Origin of the sequence: Stenotrophomonas nitritireducens (genome assembly GCF_050984405.1) — a bacterium.
Classification (GTDB): domain Bacteria; phylum Pseudomonadota; class Gammaproteobacteria; order Xanthomonadales; family Xanthomonadaceae; genus Stenotrophomonas; species Stenotrophomonas nitritireducens_B.
The window spans coordinates 1,698,650-1,718,212 of sequence record NZ_CP158790.1; the positions used below are offsets into that span (position 1 = coordinate 1,698,650).

Sequence of the window (19,563 nt, forward strand, 5' to 3'; positions counted from 1 at the left end):
GCCCAAGTGGTTGATCGCCGTGGCTTTTTGCCAGAATGCAAGGCTCCGGCGCTTTCCACTACACTATCCCACGGCCATCGCTTCCGATGGCGCCTTTTGAACCACTACTCCATCTGGAGCGATATCCAATGAGCACCATCGAAGAACGCGTCAAGAAAATCGTCGTCGAACAGCTTGGCGTCAAGGAAGAAGAAGTCACCAACAGCGCATCGTTCGTCGATGACCTGGGCGCTGACTCGCTGGACACCGTCGAGCTGGTGATGGCGCTGGAAGAAGAGTTCGAGTGCGAGATCCCGGACGAAGAAGCCGAGAAGATCAGCACCGTGCAGGCTGCCATCGATTACATCAAGGCCCACGTCAAGGCCTGATGACCGGCGGCTGATGCGTGGCGGCGGCTTGTCGCACGCCGCGCACGGCAAGCCCATGGGGCCGCGACAGCGGCCCCATCCCATTCGGGTGTTCCATCCTCAAGGGGCGACCGCACGGCGGTCTGGTCCCTGAAATCTGAAATCGGGCCGCAAGCGGCCACGTGCATCCAAGCGTCCCCCGCGCCATACCCGCATCGAGCACCGGGTCAGGAGAAACCGCAATGAAGCGTCGCGTCGTCGTTACCGGCCTGGGCATGGTCTCGCCCCTGGGCAATGATCTGGCCAGCAGCTGGCAGGGCATCATCGAAGGCCGTTCCGGCATCGGTCCGCTGACGCACATCGCCGACGCCTACCTGGAACGCTTCACCACCAAGATCGCAGGTGAGGTCAAGGATTTCGACATCACCGCCGACAACGAACAGTTCGGCAAGTACCGGGTCAGCGGCAAGGATGCCAAGAAGATGGACCCGTTCATCCATTACGGCCTGGGCGCGGCGTTCATGGCCCTGCACGATTCGGGCCTGGAGATCACCGAAGCCAACGCCGAGCGCGTCGGCGCCATCGTCGGCGCCGGCATCGGCGGCCTGCTGGGCATCGAGGAACAGACCATCGAGTTCCACGAGGGCAAGAAGATCTCGCCCTTCTACGTGCCCAAGACCATCATCAACATGCTGCCGGGCCAGCTGAGCATCATCGCCGGCCTGAAGGGGCCGTCGTTCTCGGCGGTTTCGGCCTGCGCCACGTCCAACCATTCCATCGGCACCGCCATGCGCATGATCCAGTACGGCGACGCGGACGTGATGGTGGTCGGCGGCGCCGAGCGCGGCTCCTCGCCGACTGCGGTGGGCGGCTTCTGCGCGATGAAGGCCATGTCCACCCGCAACGACGACCCGACCCGCGCCTCGCGGCCGTGGGACAAGGACCGCGACGGCTTCGTGCTGGGCGACGGCGCCGGCATCCTGATCCTCGAGGAATACGAGCACGCCAAGGCGCGCGGGGCGAAGATCTACTGCGAACTGGCCGGTTTCGGCGCCAGTTCCGACGCTTACCACATGACCGCGCCGAGCGAGAACGGCGAAGGCGCCGCGCGCTGCATGGCCGCGGCGATGAAGGACGCCGGCGTGTCGCCGGAACAGGTCGGCTACCTCAACGCGCACGGCACCTCGACGCCGCTGGGCGACCTGGGCGAGACCATGGCGATGAAGACCGCCTTCGGCGACCACGCGTACAAGATGATGGTCAGCTCCACCAAGTCGATGACCGGCCACCTGCTCGGCGCCGCCGGCGGCGTGGAAGCGATCTTCTCGGTGCTGGCGCTGCGCGACGACGTGATCCCGCCGACCATCAACCTGGACGAGCCCGGCGAAGGCTGCGACCTGGACTACGTGCCCAACGAGGCGCGCCAGGCCAAGGTCGACGTGGTGATGTCCAACGGCTTCGGCTTCGGCGGCACCAACGGCACGCTGGTGTTCAAGCGCGTCTGATGCCGCTAGCCCCTCCTCGCCCTGCGGGAGAGGGGTTGGGGTGAGGGGCAACGCGGTCCAGGCGGTTCGAACATCGCTGGTCCCGTTCGCGCCCTCATCCGCCCCTTCGGGGCACCTGCATTCGGCACATCCCTGTGCCTCACCCTCCGGGCGGCTTCGCCGTGCAGCCCGGCAATCCTGCCGGACTGTCTCCCACCGGGAGAACGGCTGGCTCTCCTGGACTCTCCTGGGGCGACGATGCACCTCTTCCCCCTGCACGCCGACACCGACCTGCTGGCGCTGCATCGGCTCGCCCCGCAGCGCTATCCGCTGCTGCTTGAATCCACCGCCGCCGGGCGCCAGGGGCGCTGGGACCTGCTGCTGATCGCCGATGGCGGGCAACTGCGGCTGGACGCCGACGGCCAGGTGCGGCGCGAGGACGGCACGCCGGTCGAGGGCGGTTTCCTTGATGCGCTGGATCGCGACTGGCAGGCGCTGTGCCTGGCGCGTGACCCGGCCGATGCCGGCGTTCCGTTCCGCGGCGGCTGGGCGCTGCTGCTCGACTACGAACTGGCCGCGCAGATCGAACCCGTACTGCGGCTGCCGCACCGCGCCGATGGCCTGCCGCCGGCATTGGCGCTGCGGTGCCCAGCCGCGGTGTTGCGCGATCGCGGGAGCGGCCAGTGCATGGCGATGGCCGAGGACGGCCATGACGCGCTGCTCGCGCAGCTCCGGCAGGATCTGCTCGACGCGCGGCATCTGCCGGCCCTGCCGGCCTGGCAGCCGCCGGTGGCGATGGACGAGGACCCCGACGGGCAGTTCATCGACGGTGTGCGCCGGGTGATCGACTACCTGCATGCCGGTGACGTGTTCCAGGTCAACCTGTCGCGCCGCTGGCAGGCGCATTTCGGGCGGCCGCTGGCGCCGGCCGCGCTGTACGCGCGCCTGCGCCAGGCCAACCCGGCGCCGTTCGCCGGGCTGTTCGATGCGGCCGGGCGCGCGGTGGTCAGTTCCTCGCCGGAGCGGCTGGTTTCGGTGGAGGGCGACGTGGTGCAGACCCGGCCGATCGCCGGCACGCGCCCGCGCTTCGACGGCGACGACGATGCCGCGCGCATCCGCGAGCTGGTCGGCCACCCCAAGGAGCGCGCCGAGCACGTGATGCTGATCGACCTGGAGCGCAACGACCTGGGCCGCATCGCGGCGCCGGGCAGCGTCGAGGTGGACGAGCTGATGACGGTCGAAAGCTATGCCCACGTGCACCACATCGTCAGCAACGTGCGCGCCCGGCTGCGCCCGGAGGTGACGCCCGGGCAGGTGATCGCCGCCACGTTCCCGGGCGGCACCATCACCGGCTGTCCCAAGGTGCGCTGCATGGAGATCATCGCCGAGCTGGAGCGGACCGCGCGCGGCGCCTACACCGGCGCCTTCGGCTGGCTCAACCGCGACGGCGACATGGACCTGAACATCCTGATCCGCACCGCCGAGGTGCAGGGCGATACCGTGCGTTTCCGCACCGGCGCCGGCATCGTGGTCGATTCCGATCCCTCCCGCGAACTGGACGAGACCCGCGCCAAGGCGCGCGGCCTGCTGCGCGCGCTGTAGCGGATGCGGGCACGGCGTGTTGCCGCCTGGGCGGCGACCCTGTGGGCCATGGGCAGGCGATGTCGGGGGCGCTCCGGGAGATTCCTTTGCTTTCGTCCCTGGCCGCGGGCCCTCGGGCCATCGACAGGCTGTGTCGGAATAGCCCCGGCGATTTGTCGCCGCCTTCCATAGCGTCGCCCCTCCGGGCCATCGGCAGCGATGTAAGGAATCGCTCCTGGCGATTCCTTTGGTGCCGCCTTCCGTGGCGGCGCCCCTCCGGGCCATCGGCAAGCGATGTCAGGAATCGCTCCAGGCGATTCCTTTGGTGCCGCCTTCCATGGCGGCACCCCTTCGGGGCCATCGGCAAGCGATGTCAGGAATCGCTCCTGGCGATTCCTTTGGCGGCGGCGAGGCGGCGCGCGGTATCCTGCGCGGCAGGATCGGACTTCGAGGTAATCCATGGCGCGAGCCAAACGCGGCTGTCTTCTGCTGGTGCTGATGCTGCTGCTGGTCGTGGCGGGAATCGCCGCCGGCGTGGGCGGCTGGTTCTACTACCGGCAGGTGCAGTTCGCCGATGTGCGGCTCACGCCCAGCCAGCAGAGCGTCGTGGTCGCCAGTGGCGACGGCCTCAACGCCGTGCTTGGCAAGCTGCGCCAGGCCGGCATCGAGGAAGGCCAGAACTACCAGTGGCAGCTGCTGGCGCGCCAGCTCGACGCCGCCGGCAAGCTCAAGGTGGGCGAGTACGCGCTGGACGACACGCTTACCCCGCGCGAACTGCTGCTGCGCATGCGCCAGGGCAAGGTGCTGCAGCACCGCGTGACCATCGTCGAAGGCTGGAACATCCGCCAGCTGCGCGCGGCGCTGCGGCGCGCCGAACCGCTGGTTCACGAGACCGATGCGCTGGACGACGCCGAACTGATGCGCCGCCTGGGCTTTCCCGACCAGCACCCGGAAGGCCGCTTCCTGCCGGAAACCTATGTCTACCAGCGCGGCGACAGCGACCTGGACGTGCTCCTGCGCGCCCACGCGGCGATGGAAAAGGAACTGGCCGCCGCCTGGGCCGCGCGCAGCGACGACCTGCCGCTGGCCTCGCCCCATGAACTGCTGATCCTGGCCTCGATCGTCGAGAAGGAAACCGGCCTGGCCGCGGAGCGTCCGCAGATCGCCGGGGTGTTCGCGCGCCGGCTGAAACTGGGCATGCGCCTGCAGACCGATCCGACCGTGATCTACGGCATCGGCAGCGCCTACGACGGCAACATCCGCAAGGTGCACCTGACCACGGACACGCCATACAACACCTATACCCGCGCCGGCCTGCCGCCCACGCCGATCGCCATGCCCGGCAAGGACGCGCTGCTTGCCGCGGCGCGGCCGGCCGCGGGGGAAGCGCTGTACTTCGTCGCGGTGGGCGATGGCAGTGGCGCGCATGTGTTCTCCGCCACCTATGCCGAGCACAACGCCGCCGTCGCGCGTTACCTGCGCCAGCTGCGCGAGAACCGCGGCGCGGAGGCAGGGCAGTGAACGAGGGTTTCGCCCCGTGGCAGCAGCGCGCCTACGAACAGACGGTGGCGGCGCTGGACGCCGGCCGCCTCGGCCATGGCCTGCTGTTGTGCGGGCCGGCCGGCATGGGCAAGCGCGAAGTGGCGATGGCGCTGGCCCGTCATGTGCTGGACAACGGCATGGATGCGGCGGGTCGTGAGCGCAACGCGCAGCTGATCGCCGCCGGCACCCATCCGGACCTGCAGGTGGTCTCCTTCATCCCCAACAAGGCCGGCGACAAGCTGCGCACCGAGATCGTGATCGAGCAGGTGCGCGAGATTTCGCAGAAGCTGGCGCTGACGCCGCAGTACGGCGTGGCCCAGGTGGTCATCGTCGACCCGGCCGACGCGATCAACCGCGCCGCCTGCAATGCGCTGCTCAAGACGCTGGAAGAACCGGCGCCCGGCCGCTACCTGTGGCTGGTCAGCGCCGACCCGGCGCGCCTGCCGCAGACCATCCGCAGCCGCTGCCAGCGGCTGGAGTTCCGCCTGCCGCCGCGCGAGGAAGCGCTGGCCTGGCTGCAGCGCCAGGGGCATGGCGAAAGCGCGGCGCGCGAGGCGCTCGATGCCGCGCGCGGCCATCCCGGCCTGGCCGACCGCTGGCTGCAGGGCGAGGGTATGGCGCTGCGCCGCCAGGTGGCCGATGAACTGGACAGGCTCGCCGCCGGCCGCGTGGGCGCGGTGGAGCTGGCCCAGCGCTGGAGCGGCGACGAACACGCCGACCTGCGCCTGCGCCACGCCGCCGACCTGGCCCTGTGCAGGGCCGGCGACGGCTTGACCGACCCGAACCGATTGAACAAGCTGGCGGCCTGGTTCGATGCGGCCAACCGCACCCGCGACCTGCTGCGCACCACGGTGCGCGCCGACCTGGCCGTGGTGGAACTGCTGCTGGCCTGGACAGCAGCCCACCAGGTGCCATCCAGAGGAAACATCCGATGAGTGCGACGAACGCCCGCCAGGGCATCCTTTCCCTGGCGGTCAAGGACAAGGCCGCGCTGTACAGCGCCTACATGCCGTTCGTGAAGAACGGCGGCGTCTTCGTGCCAACGCCCAAGCGCTACTTCCTGGGCGACGAGGTGTTCCTGCTGCTGACCCTGCCCGATTCCAGCGAACGCCTGCCGGTGGCGGGCAAGGTCGTCTGGGTCACGCCGCTGGGCGCGCAGGGCAACCGCCAAGCCGGCATCGGCGTGCAGCTGGCCGATGGCGCCGACGGCGAGTCGATCCGCAGCCGGATCGAAACGCTGCTGGCCGGTACCGCCGGCTCGGACAAGCCGACCCAGACCATGTAGGCACTCCGCGCGCCGGAAGACCCGGAAAGCGCATGCAGGGAATCCGCCGTCGGCGTGTCAGCCGCCGCCACGGAGGGGATCGCAAAAAGTTGCATCGATCCGTTGACGTCGTCGCGATTCCCCCTATAATGAGCGGCTCGCAACACGGGCGGTTAGCTCAGCGGTAGAGCATTGCCTTCACACGGCAAGGGTCGCAGGTTCGAACCCTGCACCGCCCACCAAGCGAAGAAAAAACCGGCCTCCTGGCCGGTTTTTTTGTGCCCGCCATCCGTGGCGCCCCCCCTTCGGGCCATCGACAGGCGATGTCAAAAACCGCTCCCGGCGGTTTTTTGTGCCCGTTTCCATGAAGGGAAGCCGGTGCCGTCGGCAGGCCGGGCGAGGTGTAGCCCGTGCGGGTTCAGTGCGTCCGGTCCGGCGCGATCCTGCTGGCAGGCCTTCGCGGTGGCGGGGCGGGCTTCACTCGGCTTTCGGTGGCCTGCACGCTATCGTTGCGCGGCCGGGAAGGCACAACGGAAGGGAGCGATCGCGATGGCATCGGAGGTCGATGCGGCAAACCGGAAGGGAAGGGTCGGCCGTGACCGTGCGGCGTGCGTATCGACCGGATGCGGGGGCGGGCTTGGCGATCACTGACTTGGGCGGTCCGCGCAGGCTCCTGCGCCGGGTCGGCAGCTTCGCGCTGGTGCTCGCCTGCCTGGCGGCGGGCATCTGGGGCGGCCTGGCCCTGTGGTTCCAGTTTCCCGGCAATGCCGTCGCCAAGGGCATGGCGATCCTGGTCTGGTGCGTGCCCTGCATGCTGGCGCTGCGCGCCGGTTTGGCGTGGAAACCGCACTGGCGTTCGTTCGCGATATTCGCCGCGTGTTTCTTCCTGCTGCTGGGCTGGTGGGCGACGATCCGGCCGGCGCAGGACCGGCAATGGGCCGACGACGTGGCGCAGCCGCTGCATGCGCGCATCGAGGGCGACCGCCTGCTGCTGGACAACGTGCGCGACTTCCGCTGGCGCGGCGAGGACGACTACGACGTGCGCTGGGAGCGGCGCGAATACGACCTGTCGCAGGTGCGTTCGGTCGACCTGATCCTTTCCTACTGGATGGGCCCGGCGATCGCGCACACGCTGGTTTCCTTCGGTTTCGCCGATGGCCGGCAGCTGGTGTTCTCGCTGGAGATCCGCAAGGAGCGCGGCGAATCGTTCTCGGCGCTGGGCGGCTTCTTCCGCAGGTTCGAGGCGGTGCTGGTGGCCGCCGACGAGCGCGACATCGTGCAGGTGCGCACCAGCGTGCGCGGCGAGGACGTCTACCTGTACCGGCTGCATGGGCTGAGCCAGGAGGACATGCGCGAACTGCTCCGCTACTACGTCGGCCAGGCGCAGGCGCTGGAACGCGCGCCTGCGTTCTACAATACGCTGACCAGCAACTGCACGACGGTGGTCTTCGCGCTGATGCGGCGGATCGTGCCGACGCTGCCGCTGGACTACCGCCTGCTGTTGTCCGGCTACCTGGCCGAGTACGCCGCCGACGTGGGCGGGCTGGCGCCGGGCGTGCCCTACGCGCAGCTGCACGAGCGCGGCCGCATCAGCCTGCGCGCGCGCGCGGCGGGCGATACGGTCGATTTTTCCCGGCGGATCCGCGAAGGCATCCCCGGCATTGCCGAGGGAGGCATTCCATGATGCAGGGACTGCGGGCGCGCCTGCGCCGCTGCCTGGTTCCGCTGTTCGCCGCGTCGCTGCTGTTGTCCAGCGGCTGCGCGATGGTGAAGATCAAGCAGGTCACGCCGGCCGACTACGCGATGCTCAAGCGCGACGACGTGCTCAACAGCGGGCACCTGAGCGCCTTGTCGCAGGAATCGCTGAGCGTCATCGGCCTGACTGCGGGGCAGTGCGAGAAGGACCTGCACGCCTGCCGGCAGACGGTCGCCGGCATCGACGGCCTGCCGACCGAGCAGCGGCTGTCCACGCTGGCCGAGCTGTGGATGCAGGAAGCCCTCGCCCTGGCCCCGAAGGCCAGGATGGGCGAGCCGGTGGCATTGTCGGACGCCGCGCTCGACGCCTGGCTGGAAACCGCGCGCTATTCCTACGCCTACCTGTTCTTCAGCGGCCGCACGCCGGCCGAGCGAGCGCTGGAAGACCGCCTCACGCAGGTGCGCGACTACTACAACTACGCGGCCGAACAGACGGCGGCGGTCGTGTTCCAGCAGGTGCGCGCCCGCGCGCTGGAAGGCGCCGACTACCGCAGCCCGGTGCAGGTGGACCGCTGGACCATCCGCTCGGATTTCGACCGGTTGCAGTTGAACGGCATTCCGCGCCAGCTGGTGACGGCGGCCTCGGTGAGCTTCGCCGGCCTGCGCAGCACCTACCGCCGCGACGGCTTCGGCGCCGAACTGGTGGTGGTGATGGACGCGCCGGCGCTGGCGGCGCCGGTGGAGGGCGGGAGAGCGGCGGCGTCGCCGGTGTTCAGCGAGATGCCCGCGATCAACGCCACCGCCCTGCTGCGTTTCGGCGGAACGACGCTGGACGAGGTGCTGGCCACGCGCGACATCCTCCTGGAAGCGTGGCCGGCCGAGGCCGCCACCACCATCCAGCTGCAGGGCCAGCAGGTGCCGCTGGCGGCCAACTACACCGCGGCCTACGGCGTGTGGATGGCGCAGTCCGGCTTCGCCACCGAGTCGCTGCGCACGCTGTTCGGCCGCGGCCAGGGCATCCGCGAGCCGCACATCTACCTGATGCAGCCCTACGACCCGGACCGCCGCATCATCTTCATGCTGCATGGCCTGGCCAGCAGCCCGGAGGCCTGGGTCAACCTGGCCAACGAGATCATGGGCGACCCGGAAATGCGCCGGCACTACCAGATATGGTCGGTCTACTACCCGACCAACGCGCCGATCGCGCTGAACCGCTACACCGTCAGCAACGCCTTCAACCGGACGCTGGACCACTTCGATCCGGCGCGCACCGCGGCGGCGAGCCACGACATGGTGTTCATCGGCCACAGCATGGGCGGGGTGATCGCGCGGCTGATGCTCAGCGACTCGGGCGACACGCTGTGGAACGGCGCGGTGGAGCGCTTCAACCTGCGCGGCGAACGGCTGCGGCGGGTCGAGGCCAGGCTGGGGCCGCTGACCCGCTTTTCGCCGCAGCCGGACGTCGCGCGCGCGGTCTTCATCGCTTCCCCGCATCGCGGCACCGACATCGCCGGCGACCGGCTCGGCCGCCTGATCGGCAAGCTGGTGCGCCTGCCATTGACCATCCTGGGCAAGTTCGAGGACGTGTTCCTGGCCATGCAGGACGCCGCCGAGCCCGGTGGCAAGCCCAAGGCGCCGCGCATCGGCAACAGCATCGACAACCTCAAGGCCAGCGATCCGTTCATCCGCGCCTCGTCGGCGCTGCCGCTGGCGCCGGGGCTGAAGTACCACTCGATCGTCGCCAGGCGCAAGGCGGAAGGGCCGCTGGCCGAATCCGACGACGGGCTGGTGCCGTACTGGAGCGCGCACCTGGACGGAGCGTTGTCGGAGAAGGTGATCGTCTCCGGCCACAGCGTGCAGGAAACGCCCGAGGCCGTGCTCGAAGTGCGCCGCATCCTGCGCGAGGACCTGCATCGGCAATCGGCCGGCGCGCAGCGCTGAGCGAGGACGGCCGTCGGATCCGGCGGCCGTCCGGAGAAAACCCGGGTCGCGCGTCAGACCGCCGCTTCGATCTGCGGCATGGCCAGGCGGGCCTTGGTCAGGGCCATGCCGAGGTTGGCGGTGCGGCGGCAGACGAAGGTCATGATGTAGTTCGGGTAGCGCTTGCCGCGCATGAACACGTGGATCAGGTTCTCGCTGTTGACGATGATTTCCTGGAAATAATGCGCGCCGTCGCTTTCGGGCAGGCCGCGCGAGCGTCGGAACAGCTGTTCGATCATGCGCACGTTGGCGCCGTCGTAGAGGTCGGCGGTAGCGGCGGCCAGCAGGTCCATCACTTCGCGCGGGTGCGAGTCCACGGTGCGCATCGCCAGCAGCATGCCGGAGGAGATATCGACATAGCCGGCGGCCAGGCATTCGGGAACCGTGCTGATGGAACTCTGGATGATTGAATCGAGGGACATGGGTTTCTCTCCGGTGTGGCGGGGTTCGATACCGGCGGCAGGCCGCGCGGCGGGTGGGGATCAGAGATCGGGTGCGCGGATCAGCAGGTTGGTTTCCAGCTCGTGCAGCAGTTCTTCCTGCACCCTGGACTGGACGAAGCCGGGTTCGATCGCGCGCAGCCGGCGCAGCGCTTCATCGGCGGTCAGGCCTTCGCGCACCAGCCAGGCCCCGAGCACGGTGCCGGTACGCCCGAGGCCGGCAAGGCAATGCACGGCGACGACTTCGCCCTGTTGCATCAACCTGTCGATCCTGACCAGCAGCATCTTCATCCACATCAGCGGCGGCGCGTCGCGATCCTCCACGCCCATGTGCAGCGTGCGCAGGCCGTGGGCGGGAATGGCGACATCGGCCATCGGCTTCTCGGTGAGGTTCACCAGCACGGTGACGCCGAGGGTGCGCAGCAGGCCCAGGTCGTGTTCCAGCGGCAGCATGGCGCCTGGCATGGGGCAACCGGCGAGCCTGCCGGGAAGCAGCCAGTGGAAGCCGTTGGGGCCACGGCTGGCAGGCAGCACCCCGGGCGACAAGGTGCCGACGCTGGAAGCTCCGGTGGCGACGGCCGGGGCCGCGGAGACAGCGGTGTGCAAGTCGGGCTCGATCCGGTCCGCGACGTCGTCGGCAGCGAGGGTGTCGGGCGCGTCATAAGGCGCATCCAGTTCTGCCGCCAGTGCATCGGGACCCGGTACGTGGCAGCTGCCGGTGCGAAGGAACTGCGCCAGTACCGGATGACCGGCGCTGTTGGCGAAAAAGGCGGCGTTGTCCGCGTCGACCTGGACACGGCCGCCGGCCAGCAGCACGACGCGGTCGGCGATGGCGCGGGCCTGCGCCTGGTGGTGCAGGACAAGCACGCAGCAGCGATCAACGGACAGGTGCCGGACCAGGTCCAGCACGCCCGCCGCCTGCGTGTCGTCCAGGCCGCTGGTCGGCTCGTCGATCAGCAGGACGGGACTGGCGGACAGCGCCGCCCGCATGATCAGGGCGCGCCGCATCTGGTCGCGCGGCAGATCGAACAGGCGGCGTTCCAATTGTCCGAGCAGATCGTGCTGGCCGGAACGATGCAGCGCCTGGTGGACGCGCTCCCGCAGCTCCGCCGGCGTCAGCGGCGGACCGTTGCGCGCGGCTTCGACCAGCGTGTCGAGCACGGTCATGGCGAGGTCGCGGGGATGCTGCTGCACCAGCGCGGGAAGCGGTGCGGCTTGGTCGAAGGGTTGGCCGTCGAGCCGCAGGCTGCCGGTGTAGCCGGCATGGGCGCTGGCCTGGCCGGCGAGCGTTTTGATCAGGGTGGATTTTCCGGTTCCGGCCGGGCCCATCAGCACCAGCACGCCGGGCGACCCGAACTCCAGGTCGATGTCGGCAAGGATGGTCCGCCGGCCCAGGCGCAGGCCCCAACTGCTGAATTCGATTCGTGCCCCCTGTGGGAACACGTGCTGCTCTACGGTCATCGCCGATCCCGGAACGAGGATTCTTCCCTGCTGCCGTCCGCAGCCTTCCACTACATCCGTGCTGATGACGTCGAACGTCCGCCGCAGATGTGCGTGAAAGTGTCAGTCCTCGCTTTGGACTTGTCCATGAGACCAACGGAGAGGAAAGATCGATGTGTGATGCCGGTATCGCAATGAGCGGCTTTCATCCGCCGGCGCGTGCGAGCTCCCGTCCACGTCTCGCGGCGGCGGCCACGGCGTTGCCCACTAATTGGTGGAAGCCGCCGTCGGCCAGCGTTTCCAGCGCGGCCTGGGTGGTGCCATTGGGCGAGGTGACGGCCTGGCGCAGCGCGCCTGCGCCCTGTCCGCTCTCGGCGAGCATGCGCGCCGCGCCAAGCACCGTCTGCACCACCATCTGCCGCGCGGCATCGTCGGCCAGGCCCTGCGCGCGCGCCGCGTCCTCCATCGCCTCGGCCAGTGCGAATACATAGGCCGGGCCGCTGCCGGACACCGCGGTGACCGCGTCCATCAGCGCCTCGTCGTCGATCCAGCGCGTCTGCCCGGCGCCGGCGAGGATGGCTTGCGCGGCCTGGCGGTCGGAATCGCCCACCTCGGCGCCTGCGTACAGGCCGGTCATGCCGGCGCCCAGCAGCGCGGGCGTGTTGGGCATGGCGCGCACCAGCACCGCGCCCGCGCCGAGCCATTCGCGCAGGGCGGCGGTGGTGATGCCGGCGGCGATGGACACCACCAGCGTCCCGGCGGCGAGCCGTGGCGCCAGTTCGGCGCAGACTGCGGCCATCACCTGCGGCTTGACCGCCAGCACCACGACCTGCGCCTCCAGCGTCGCCGCGGCGACCGCGCCGGCGGTGCGCACGCCATGCTCCTGCTGCAGGGTCTGGCGCAGGGCGACCTGGGGTTCCACCACTTCGATCGAGGCGGCCGGCACGCCGGCCCGGGTCACGCCCGCGATCAGGCTGCGCGCCATGTTGCCGCCGCCGACGAAGGCGATGCCGGAGGGAAGGGAGGACGTGTCGTGGGTGCCGTTCATGGAAGCCTCGGTTGCGATGTTGGCCAGTGTCCCGGGCGGCGGCGGAAGGTGCCGCCCCGGCCCGCGGACAGTGTAGCCAGCGGGGAGGGCGCGGGGCCGGCAGCGGCGGTTCCGGGCAGCGGTCGCGGCGGCGCGCGGCGGGCGCAGGAGCGGCTGTGACGCGCTGCCTGCAATCGGCCGGCGCGCATCGACCTCTTACGCCGGAGGGCTATACTGCGGGGCAGGGGAAACACCTTCCAGCCATCCGCAACCTCGGGGAAACACAGCGCATGGACATCGCTGAACTTCTGGCGTTCTCGGTCAAGAACAAGGCCTCGGACCTGCACCTGTCCGCCGGCCTGCCGCCGATGATCCGCGTCGACGGCGACGTGCGCCGCATCAACATCCCGGCCCTGGACCACAAGCAGGTCCACGCGCTGGTGTACGACATCATGTCGGACAAGCAGCGCCGCGATTACGAGGAATTCCTCGAGGTCGACTTCTCCTTCGAGATTCCTTCGCTGGCGCGCTTCCGCGTCAACGCGTTCAACCAGAACCGCGGCGCCGGCGCGGTGTTCCGCACCATTCCGTCCGAAGTGCTGACCCTGGAAGACCTGGGCTGCCCGCCGGTGTTCCGCCAGCTGATCGAGCAGCCGCAGGGGCTGATCCTGGTCACCGGCCCGACCGGCTCGGGCAAGTCGACCACGCTGGCGGCGATGGTGGACCACGTCAACAAGAACGAATACGCCCACATCCTCACCGTCGAGGACCCGATCGAATTCGTGCACACCCCGCAGAAGTGCCTGATCAACCAGCGCGAGGTGCACCGCGACACGCATGGCTTCAACGAGGCCCTGCGCTCGGCGCTGCGCGAGGACCCGGACTACATCCTGGTGGGCGAACTGCGCGACCTGGAAACCATCCGCCTGGCGCTGACCGCCGCGGAAACCGGCCACCTGGTGTTCGGCACCCTGCACACCAGTTCGGCGGCCAAGACCATCGACCGCATCATCGACGTGTTCCCGGCCGGCGAGAAGCCGATGGTGCGCTCGATGCTGTCCGAATCGCTGCGTGCGGTGATCTCGCAGGCGCTGCTGAAGAAGGTCGGCGGCGGCCGCATCGCCTCGCACGAGATCATGGTGGCCACCCCGGCCATCCGCAACCTGATCCGCGAGGACAAGGTGGCGCAGATGTATTCGGCGATCCAGACCGGCCAGCAGGTCGGCATGCAGACGCTCGACCAGAACCTGCAGGACCTGGTCAAGCGCAGCCTGATCACCCGCAACCAGGCCCGCGAGTACGCCAAGGACCGTCGCCTGTTCGAATAAGGCAGGGCGCCGGCGCGGGCGACCGCGTCGCCGTCGCGCCGGCGAAGGCGTACAGTCCGTATCGACAGCGCCGTCATCCAGGGGGAGGGCGGCGCCGGCATGCAGATCACGGTTCCACAGGAGCCCATCATGAGCACCATCGATTTCACCTCCTTCCTCAAGCTGATGGCGCACCAGAAGGCGTCGGACCTGTTCATCACCGCCGGCATGCCGCCGTCGATGAAGGTGCACGGCCGGATCAGCCCGATCACGCAGACGCCGCTGACCCCGCAGCAGAGCCGCGACATGGTGCTCAACGTGATGACGCCGGCGCAGCGCGAGGAGTTCGAGAAAACCCACGAGTGCAACTTCGCCATCGGCCTGTCCGGCGTGGGCCGCTTCCGCGTGAGCTGCTTCTACCAGCGCAACCAGGTCGGCATGGTGCTGCGCCGGATCGAGACGCGCATCCCGACGGTGGAGGAACTGAACCTGCCGCCGGTGATCAAGACGCTGGCCATGACCAAGCGCGGCATCATCCTGTTCGTCGGCGCCACCGGCACCGGCAAGTCGACCTCGCTGGCGGCGATGATCGGCTACCGCAACCAGAACTCGACCGGGCACATCATCACCATCGAGGACCCGATCGAATTCGTGCACAAGCACGAGGGCTGCATCATCACCCAGCGCGAGGTCGGCATCGACACCGACAGCTGGGAAGCGGCGCTGAAGAACACCCTGCGCCAGGCGCCGGACGTGATCATGATCGGCGAGATCCGCACCCGCGAGGGCATGGACCACGCCATCGCCTTCGCCGAAACTGGCCACCTGGTGCTGGCCACGCTGCACGCCAACAACGCCAACCAGGCGATGGACCGCATCATCAACTTCTTCCCGGAAGATCGCCGCGGCCAGCTGCTGATGGACCTCTCGCTCAACCTCAAGGGCGTGGTCGCGCAGCAGCTGGTGCCCACGCCCGACGGCAAGGGCCGCCGCGTGGCGATGGAGATCCTGCTGGGCACGCCGCTGGTGCAGGACTACATCCGCGACGGCGAGATCCACAAACTCAAGGAAGTGATGAAGGACTCGGTCCAGCTGGGCATGAAGACCTTCGACCAAAGCCTGTTCGAGCTGTACCAGGCCGGCGAGATCAGCTACGACGACGCGCTGCGCCATGCCGACTCGCAGAACGAGGTGCGCCTGCGCATCAAGCTCTCGCAGGGCGGCGACGCCAAGACCCTGTCGCAGGGGCTGGACGGGGTGGAGATCGCCGGTACGCGCTGAGCCGGCGTTCCGTTCTTGAAGCCCGGCCCTGCGGCCGGGCTTCGTATTTTCCGGGGACGGAAGTCAGCCGTGCATCCACGGCGGGTCGTGGGCGGCGATGTCGGCCATCACCGGGCAATCGTCGCGGTGCGCGCCGGGCAGGTAGCCCAGGCTCATCAGGAACTCGCCGGTGATCTCGCCGCCGGTGAAGCGGAAGGTCTTCCTGAACAGCTTGACCCAGTCGGCTTTCGAACGCGGGTGGTGCGCGTCCAGCCATTGCGCGAAGCCGCCGTGCGAGGCGCGCAGGCCGCGGATCACGTTGGCGTTGTGGATGGCGGCCAGCACCTTGAGCCGGTTGCGGATGATGCCGGCGTCGGCCAGCAGGCGCGCGATGTCGGTTTCGCCGTAGGCGGCCACCGTGTCCACGTCGAAGCCGCCGTAGGCGCGGCGGAAACCCTCGCGCTTGCGCAGGATGGTTTCCCAGCTCAGTCCGGCCTGGTTGATCTCCAGCAGCAGGCGTTCGAACAGTTCGGCTTCGTCGCGCTGCGGGAACCCGTATTCGCGGGCATGGTAACGGGCGTGGACCGGATGGCCCGGCGCGGTGTCGCAGTAGGCGCTCATGGGGCGGCGGTGGACCGTGGGCGGGCCAGTATAGGGGCCGGCTCCGCGCCGCACTTGCCCGCGGGCGCCGCCTCGCGCATCGTGCCACCACCCCCAGCAGAACCGGATTCCAGATGCCGCGGCCATTCGTCCGTTTGCTCCATGCCCCCGCGGCCGCCATGCGCCGGCTGCGGGACTGGCTGCGCGATGTCCCCATCGCCGATCCGGTGGATCGGCGCAATGCGCCGGTGATCCAGGTGATCGCGCTGCTGCTGGCGGTGCTGCCGCCGCTGCTGTGGCTGCTGCGGGCGATGATGCCGGACGTGCCGTGGCGTCCCGGCGAGGTCGCCTCGATGCTGGTCGGGCTGTCGGTCAGCGCGCTGGCGGCGCTGAGTTTCCGGCTGGTGCGCCGCGGGCGTTTCGTGCCGGCGTCGCGTTTGCTGCTGGCCGGCTTCGTCGCGTCCGCGCTGCTGGCCCATGCCGCCTCCGGTTTCGCCGCCCAGCGCTTCGAGCAGCCGGTGCTGGGGGTGTGGATGGCGATCGCCGCCCTCGCCCTGGGGCGCGGCACGCTGTGGCTGATGTACGCCGGGCTGCTGGCCGCCTTCGGTGTCGGGATCGCGGTGGACATCGGCGCGAACGGCGAGACGGCCGCGCGGCTGACCGACCTGGCGGTCAGCGCGGCGATCTTCCTGATGCTGGCGATCGTGCTCGACCGCAGTTCGACCGCGCTGCGCGACAGCCTGCGCGAGGCGACTGCGCACGGCCGCGCGCTGGAAGCGGCCAATGCGCGCCTGCAGGCGGAGATGGCCGAGCGCGAACGCGCCCAGGCGCAGCTGGTCCAGGCGCAGAAGACCGAGGCCATGGGCCGCCTGGCCAGCGGCGTGGCGCACGACTTCGGCAACCTGGTGGGCATCATCCGCGGCCACGCGCACCGCGGCCGCGGCACGGACGACGCGGCGCGAATGAAGGACGCGCTCGCCGGCGTGGAATCGGCCGCCTCGCGCGCGGCGGTGCTCACCCGGCGGCTGATGGCGTTCTCGCGCGCGGAAGAGGAAACGCGCGAATGGTTCGATCCGGCCGCCGCGATCGGCGATCTGGAACCGATGCTGCGGCAACTGCTCGCGCCCTCGGTGCGGATCCGCCTTTCGCTGGCCGGACCGCTGCCGGAGATCCATTTCGACCGCACCCGCTTCGAGCTGATGGTGCTCAACATCGCCGCCAATGCCGACCACGCGATGCCCGGCGGCGGCGTGTTCACCATCAGCGCGCGGCAGGACGCGCACGGCAGCCTGCTGCTGGCCTTCGGCGACGACGGCACCGGCATGGAGCCGGCCGTGCTGGCGCGCATCTTCGAGCCGTTCTTCACCACGCGCCCGCGCGGGCAGGGAACGGGACTGGGGCTGTCGGTGGTCCGGGACCTGGTCGAGGCCGGCGGCGGCAGCATCCATGCCGAAAGCGAGCCGGGGCGGGGCAGCGTCTTCTTCCTGCGCATCCCGGGGCGCATGCCGGCGGGACGGCATGTCGTCGCGGCGTGAGCGCGGTACAGGCGGGCGCGCGGGCCTGACGGTAGAATGCGGCCATGTCCGTGCCTTTCGACACTCTCGCCAACCAGCTGCTGGTCGCCTTGCCCTCGCTGGCCGATTCGGGTTTCGCGCGCAGCGTCGCGCTGATCTGCCAGCACGACGACAACGGCGCGATGGGCGTGGTGGTCAACCAGCCCTCCGAATACACGCTGGGCGAAGTGCTGTCGCAGATGGACATCGATACCGGCGACGAAAGCCTGCGCGCGCGTCCTGTGCTCAACGGCGGCCCGGTGCACACCGGCCGCGGTTTCGTGATCCATGACGACGCCCGCGACTGGGATTCCAGCCTGGCGGTGGGCGAAGGCCTGTACCTGACCACCTCGCGCGACATCCTCGAGGCGATGGCGCGCGGCGACGGGCCGCGCAACGCGCTGGTCACGCTGGGCTGCGCCGGCTGGGGCGCGGGGCAGCTGGAGCAGGAACTGGCCGAGGACAGCTGGCTGACCGTGCCGGCCGATCCGGAGGTGCTGTTCGCCGCGCCGATGGACGAGCGCTGGCAGCTGGCGGCCGCGCGCATCGGCGTGGACCTGTTCCGCCTGGCCGGATACAGCGGCCATGCCTGATCCGGCGGCGCTTTCGCCCGACAGTACCGTGCTCGGTTTCGATGTCGGTTCGCGCCGCATCGGCGTGGCCATCGGCAGCGCCTTCAGTGTCGGCGCCCGTGCGCTGGCGGTGATCGACGTGCGCGCCGACGGCCCCGACTGGCCCGCGCTGGATCGCCTGCACAAGGAATGGCGGCCGCACGGCCTGATCGTCGGCGACCCGCTCACCCTCGAAGGCGAGGACCAGCCCAACCGCAGGCGCGCGCAGGCCTTCGCGCGGCAACTGCTGCAGCGTTACCGGCTGCCGGTGCTGCTGGTGGACGAACGCTCCAGCTCGGTGGAAGCCGCGCGCCGTTTCGCCACCGAGCGCGCCGAGGGCCGCAAGCGCCGCCGCGACGCCGCCAACCTGGACGCGGTGGCCGCCGCGGTCATCATCGAACGCTGGCTGTCCGCCCCGGGCGACGCCACTCCTGTTTCCTGACCCCCAAGACCTGCCATGACCGCCTCCCAACTCGATGCCGACGGACGCCTGCGCCACCTGCTGACCCTGGAGGGCCTGCCGCGCGATCACCTGCTGCAGCTGCTGGACCGCGCCGGGCAGATCCGCGATGCGGCGGTGGGCCGGGTCGGCAACAAGCGCGGCGTGCTGGCCGGTACCGCGGTGTGCACGCTGTTCTTCGAGCCGTCCACCCGCACCCGCAGTTCGTTCCAGCTGGCCGCGCAGCGGCTGGGCGCGGACGTGCTGAACTTCGACGCCTCGACCTCGTCCACGCGCAAGGGCGAGACCGCCTGCGACACGCTGCGCAATCTGGAAGCGATGGGCGTGCGCGGCTTCGTGGTGCGCCACCCCGACGACGGCGCCGTGGCCGAACTGGCCGCCGCTGCGGGCGAGGGCACCGCGCTGATCAACGCCGGCGACGGCCGCAGCGCGCACCCCACCCAGGGCCTGCTGGACATGCTGACCCTGCGCCAGGCCAAGGGCGCCGACTTCTCGAAACTGAAGGTGCTGATCGTCGGCGACGTGAAGCATTCGCGCGTGGCGCGCACCGACCTGCACGCGCTGCGCACCCTGGGCGTGGGCGAAATCCGCGTCTGCGGCCCGCAGTCGCTGCTGCCGGACGACGACACCCTGCGCGACTGCGTGGTCGGGCAGGACTTCGACGCCATGCTCGAAGGCGCCGATGCGCTGATGATGTTGCGGCTGCAGCGCGAGCGCATGGAAGAAGGGCTGGTGCCGTCGCTGGAGCAGTATCACGCCGAATACGGCCTGGACGCCAGGCGCCTGCGCCGCGCCGCCACCGACGCGGCGGTGCTGCACCCGGGGCCGATCAACCGCGGCGTCGAAGTCACCGACGAAGTGGCCGACGGCCCGCAGTCGTGGGTGCTGCGCCAGGTCGCCAACGGCGTGGCCGTGCGCATGGCGGTGCTGGAGACGCTGCTGGGCTGAGCGTGCGGACCGGTGCCGGCCCGT

18 protein-coding genes and 1 tRNA gene are annotated in these 19,563 nt (G+C 69.7%); 15 read left to right on the forward strand and 4 right to left on the reverse strand.

The genetic code is table 11. The features are described from left to right. The first annotated feature begins 128 nt into the window (after positions 1–128). The 9 genes from acpP (at position 129) to ABTV91_RS07360 (ending at position 9,854) form a co-directional block, all read left to right on the forward strand. Positions 129–368, forward strand: coding sequence for an acyl carrier protein (acpP, locus tag ABTV91_RS07320; RefSeq protein WP_005415509.1), 240 nt, complete (start codon positions 129–131; stop codon positions 366–368). Between the two features lie 221 nt (positions 369–589). Next, a complete protein-coding gene (gene fabF, locus ABTV91_RS07325; RefSeq protein ID WP_433853894.1) occupies positions 590–1,852 on the forward strand; it encodes a beta-ketoacyl-ACP synthase II in 1,263 nt (420 codons plus the stop codon). 237 nt (positions 1,853–2,089) lie between these two features. Next, positions 2,090–3,433, forward strand: a complete 1,344-nt coding sequence (locus tag ABTV91_RS07330) for an aminodeoxychorismate synthase component I (RefSeq protein ID WP_433853895.1) — start codon at positions 2,090–2,092, stop codon at positions 3,431–3,433. 438 nt (positions 3,434–3,871) lie between these two features. Then, a complete protein-coding gene (gene mltG / locus ABTV91_RS07335) occupies positions 3,872–4,933 on the forward strand; it encodes an endolytic transglycosylase MltG (protein WP_433853896.1) in 1,062 nt (353 codons plus the stop codon). Further along, positions 4,930–5,889 (forward strand): DNA polymerase III subunit delta', encoded by a 960-nt coding sequence (locus tag ABTV91_RS07340; protein ID WP_433853897.1) that lies wholly within the window; start codon positions 4,930–4,932, stop codon positions 5,887–5,889. Before mltG ends, ABTV91_RS07340 begins: the two co-directional genes overlap by 4 nt. Continuing rightward, positions 5,886–6,239 (forward strand): PilZ domain-containing protein, encoded by a 354-nt coding sequence (locus ABTV91_RS07345; RefSeq protein WP_433853898.1) that lies wholly within the window; start codon positions 5,886–5,888, stop codon positions 6,237–6,239. The genes ABTV91_RS07340 and ABTV91_RS07345 overlap by 4 nt, the downstream gene beginning before the upstream one ends. A 146-nt stretch (positions 6,240–6,385) precedes the next feature. Then, a tRNA-Val gene (locus ABTV91_RS07350) sits at positions 6,386–6,460 on the forward strand. 395 nt (positions 6,461–6,855) lie between these two features. Continuing rightward, positions 6,856–7,902 carry an Lnb N-terminal periplasmic domain-containing protein gene (locus ABTV91_RS07355; RefSeq protein WP_433853899.1) on the forward strand — a complete coding sequence of 349 codons (1,047 nt, stop codon included), beginning with the start codon at positions 6,856–6,858 and terminating at the stop codon, positions 7,900–7,902. Continuing rightward, positions 7,899–9,854, forward strand: coding sequence for an esterase/lipase family protein (locus ABTV91_RS07360; protein WP_433853900.1), 1,956 nt, complete (start codon positions 7,899–7,901; stop codon positions 9,852–9,854). The genes ABTV91_RS07355 and ABTV91_RS07360 overlap by 4 nt, the downstream gene beginning before the upstream one ends. Positions 9,855–9,907: 53 nt before the next feature. Here ABTV91_RS07360 and ABTV91_RS07365 read toward each other — a convergent pair whose 3' ends face one another. The 3 genes from ABTV91_RS07365 to proC all read right to left on the reverse strand — a co-directional run bounded on the left by ABTV91_RS07365 (position 9,908) and on the right by proC (position 12,821). Then, positions 9,908–10,315 (reverse strand): hypothetical protein, encoded by a 408-nt coding sequence (locus tag ABTV91_RS07365; protein ID WP_433853901.1) that lies wholly within the window; start codon positions 10,313–10,315, stop codon positions 9,908–9,910. A 60-nt stretch (positions 10,316–10,375) separates the two neighbouring features. Further along, positions 10,376–11,794 (reverse strand): phosphatase domain-containing putative toxin, encoded by a 1,419-nt coding sequence (locus ABTV91_RS07370; RefSeq protein WP_433853902.1) that lies wholly within the window; start codon positions 11,792–11,794, stop codon positions 10,376–10,378. Between the two features lie 184 nt (positions 11,795–11,978). After that, entirely contained in the window at positions 11,979–12,821 is an 843-nt protein-coding gene (gene proC / locus ABTV91_RS07375) for a pyrroline-5-carboxylate reductase (RefSeq protein ID WP_433853903.1), read from the reverse strand. Between the two features lie 269 nt (positions 12,822–13,090). On the opposite strand from proC, the gene ABTV91_RS07380 reads away from it, so the two are divergent. After that, on the forward strand, positions 13,091–14,128 hold the full coding sequence (locus tag ABTV91_RS07380; RefSeq protein ID WP_055767813.1) for a type IV pilus twitching motility protein PilT: 1,038 nt from the start codon (positions 13,091–13,093) through the stop codon (positions 14,126–14,128). A gap of 129 nt (positions 14,129–14,257) precedes the next feature. Then, positions 14,258–15,388, forward strand: a complete 1,131-nt coding sequence (locus ABTV91_RS07385) for a PilT/PilU family type 4a pilus ATPase (protein WP_433853904.1) — start codon at positions 14,258–14,260, stop codon at positions 15,386–15,388. 63 nt (positions 15,389–15,451) lie between these two features. On the opposite strand, the gene ABTV91_RS07390 is transcribed toward ABTV91_RS07385, so the two are convergent. Continuing rightward, entirely contained in the window at positions 15,452–15,988 is a 537-nt protein-coding gene (locus ABTV91_RS07390) for a DNA-3-methyladenine glycosylase I (RefSeq protein ID WP_433853905.1), read from the reverse strand. Between the two features lie 158 nt (positions 15,989–16,146). Between ABTV91_RS07390 and ABTV91_RS07395 the strand changes: the two genes are divergently transcribed. The 4 genes from ABTV91_RS07395 to ABTV91_RS07410 are packed head-to-tail and all read left to right on the forward strand — an operon-like array spanning position 16,147 to position 19,539. Further along, complete coding sequence (locus tag ABTV91_RS07395) at positions 16,147–17,502, forward strand: sensor histidine kinase (RefSeq protein WP_433853906.1); 1,356 nt, start codon at positions 16,147–16,149, stop codon at positions 17,500–17,502. Between the two features lie 44 nt (positions 17,503–17,546). Beyond that, entirely contained in the window at positions 17,547–18,113 is a 567-nt protein-coding gene (locus ABTV91_RS07400) for a YqgE/AlgH family protein (RefSeq protein ID WP_433853907.1), read from the forward strand. Continuing rightward, a complete protein-coding gene (gene ruvX / locus ABTV91_RS07405) occupies positions 18,106–18,573 on the forward strand; it encodes a Holliday junction resolvase RuvX (RefSeq protein WP_433853908.1) in 468 nt (155 codons plus the stop codon). Before ABTV91_RS07400 ends, ruvX begins: the two co-directional genes overlap by 8 nt. Positions 18,574–18,588: 15 nt before the next feature. Further along, complete coding sequence (locus tag ABTV91_RS07410; protein WP_433853909.1) at positions 18,589–19,539, forward strand: aspartate carbamoyltransferase catalytic subunit; 951 nt, start codon at positions 18,589–18,591, stop codon at positions 19,537–19,539. Positions 19,540–19,563 lie beyond the last annotated feature (24 nt).

Coding starts and splice junctions, on each gene's coding strand:
- acpP (WP_005415509.1), top strand. CDS start 129: ATGAGCACCATCGAAGAACGCGTCAAGAAAATCGTCGTCGAACAGCTT.
- fabF (WP_433853894.1), top strand. CDS start 590: ATGAAGCGTCGCGTCGTCGTTACCGGCCTGGGCATGGTCTCGCCCCTG.
- ABTV91_RS07330 (WP_433853895.1), top strand. CDS start 2,090: ATGCACCTCTTCCCCCTGCACGCCGACACCGACCTGCTGGCGCTGCAT.
- mltG (WP_433853896.1), top strand. CDS start 3,872: ATGGCGCGAGCCAAACGCGGCTGTCTTCTGCTGGTGCTGATGCTGCTG.
- ABTV91_RS07345 (WP_433853898.1), top strand. CDS start 5,886: ATGAGTGCGACGAACGCCCGCCAGGGCATCCTTTCCCTGGCGGTCAAG.
- ABTV91_RS07360 (WP_433853900.1), top strand. CDS start 7,899: ATGATGCAGGGACTGCGGGCGCGCCTGCGCCGCTGCCTGGTTCCGCTG.
- ABTV91_RS07365 (WP_433853901.1), bottom strand. CDS start 10,315: ATGTCCCTCGATTCAATCATCCAGAGTTCCATCAGCACGGTTCCCGAA.
- ABTV91_RS07370 (WP_433853902.1), bottom strand. CDS start 11,794: ATGACCGTAGAGCAGCACGTGTTCCCACAGGGGGCACGAATCGAATTC.
- proC (WP_433853903.1), bottom strand. CDS start 12,821: ATGAACGGCACCCACGACACGTCCTCCCTTCCCTCCGGCATCGCCTTC.
- ABTV91_RS07380 (WP_055767813.1), top strand. CDS start 13,091: ATGGACATCGCTGAACTTCTGGCGTTCTCGGTCAAGAACAAGGCCTCG.
- ABTV91_RS07385 (WP_433853904.1), top strand. CDS start 14,258: ATGAGCACCATCGATTTCACCTCCTTCCTCAAGCTGATGGCGCACCAG.
- ABTV91_RS07390 (WP_433853905.1), bottom strand. CDS start 15,988: ATGAGCGCCTACTGCGACACCGCGCCGGGCCATCCGGTCCACGCCCGT.
- ABTV91_RS07395 (WP_433853906.1), top strand. CDS start 16,147: ATGCGCCGGCTGCGGGACTGGCTGCGCGATGTCCCCATCGCCGATCCG.
- ABTV91_RS07400 (WP_433853907.1), top strand. CDS start 17,547: ATGTCCGTGCCTTTCGACACTCTCGCCAACCAGCTGCTGGTCGCCTTG.
- ruvX (WP_433853908.1), top strand. CDS start 18,106: ATGCCTGATCCGGCGGCGCTTTCGCCCGACAGTACCGTGCTCGGTTTC.
- ABTV91_RS07410 (WP_433853909.1), top strand. CDS start 18,589: ATGACCGCCTCCCAACTCGATGCCGACGGACGCCTGCGCCACCTGCTG.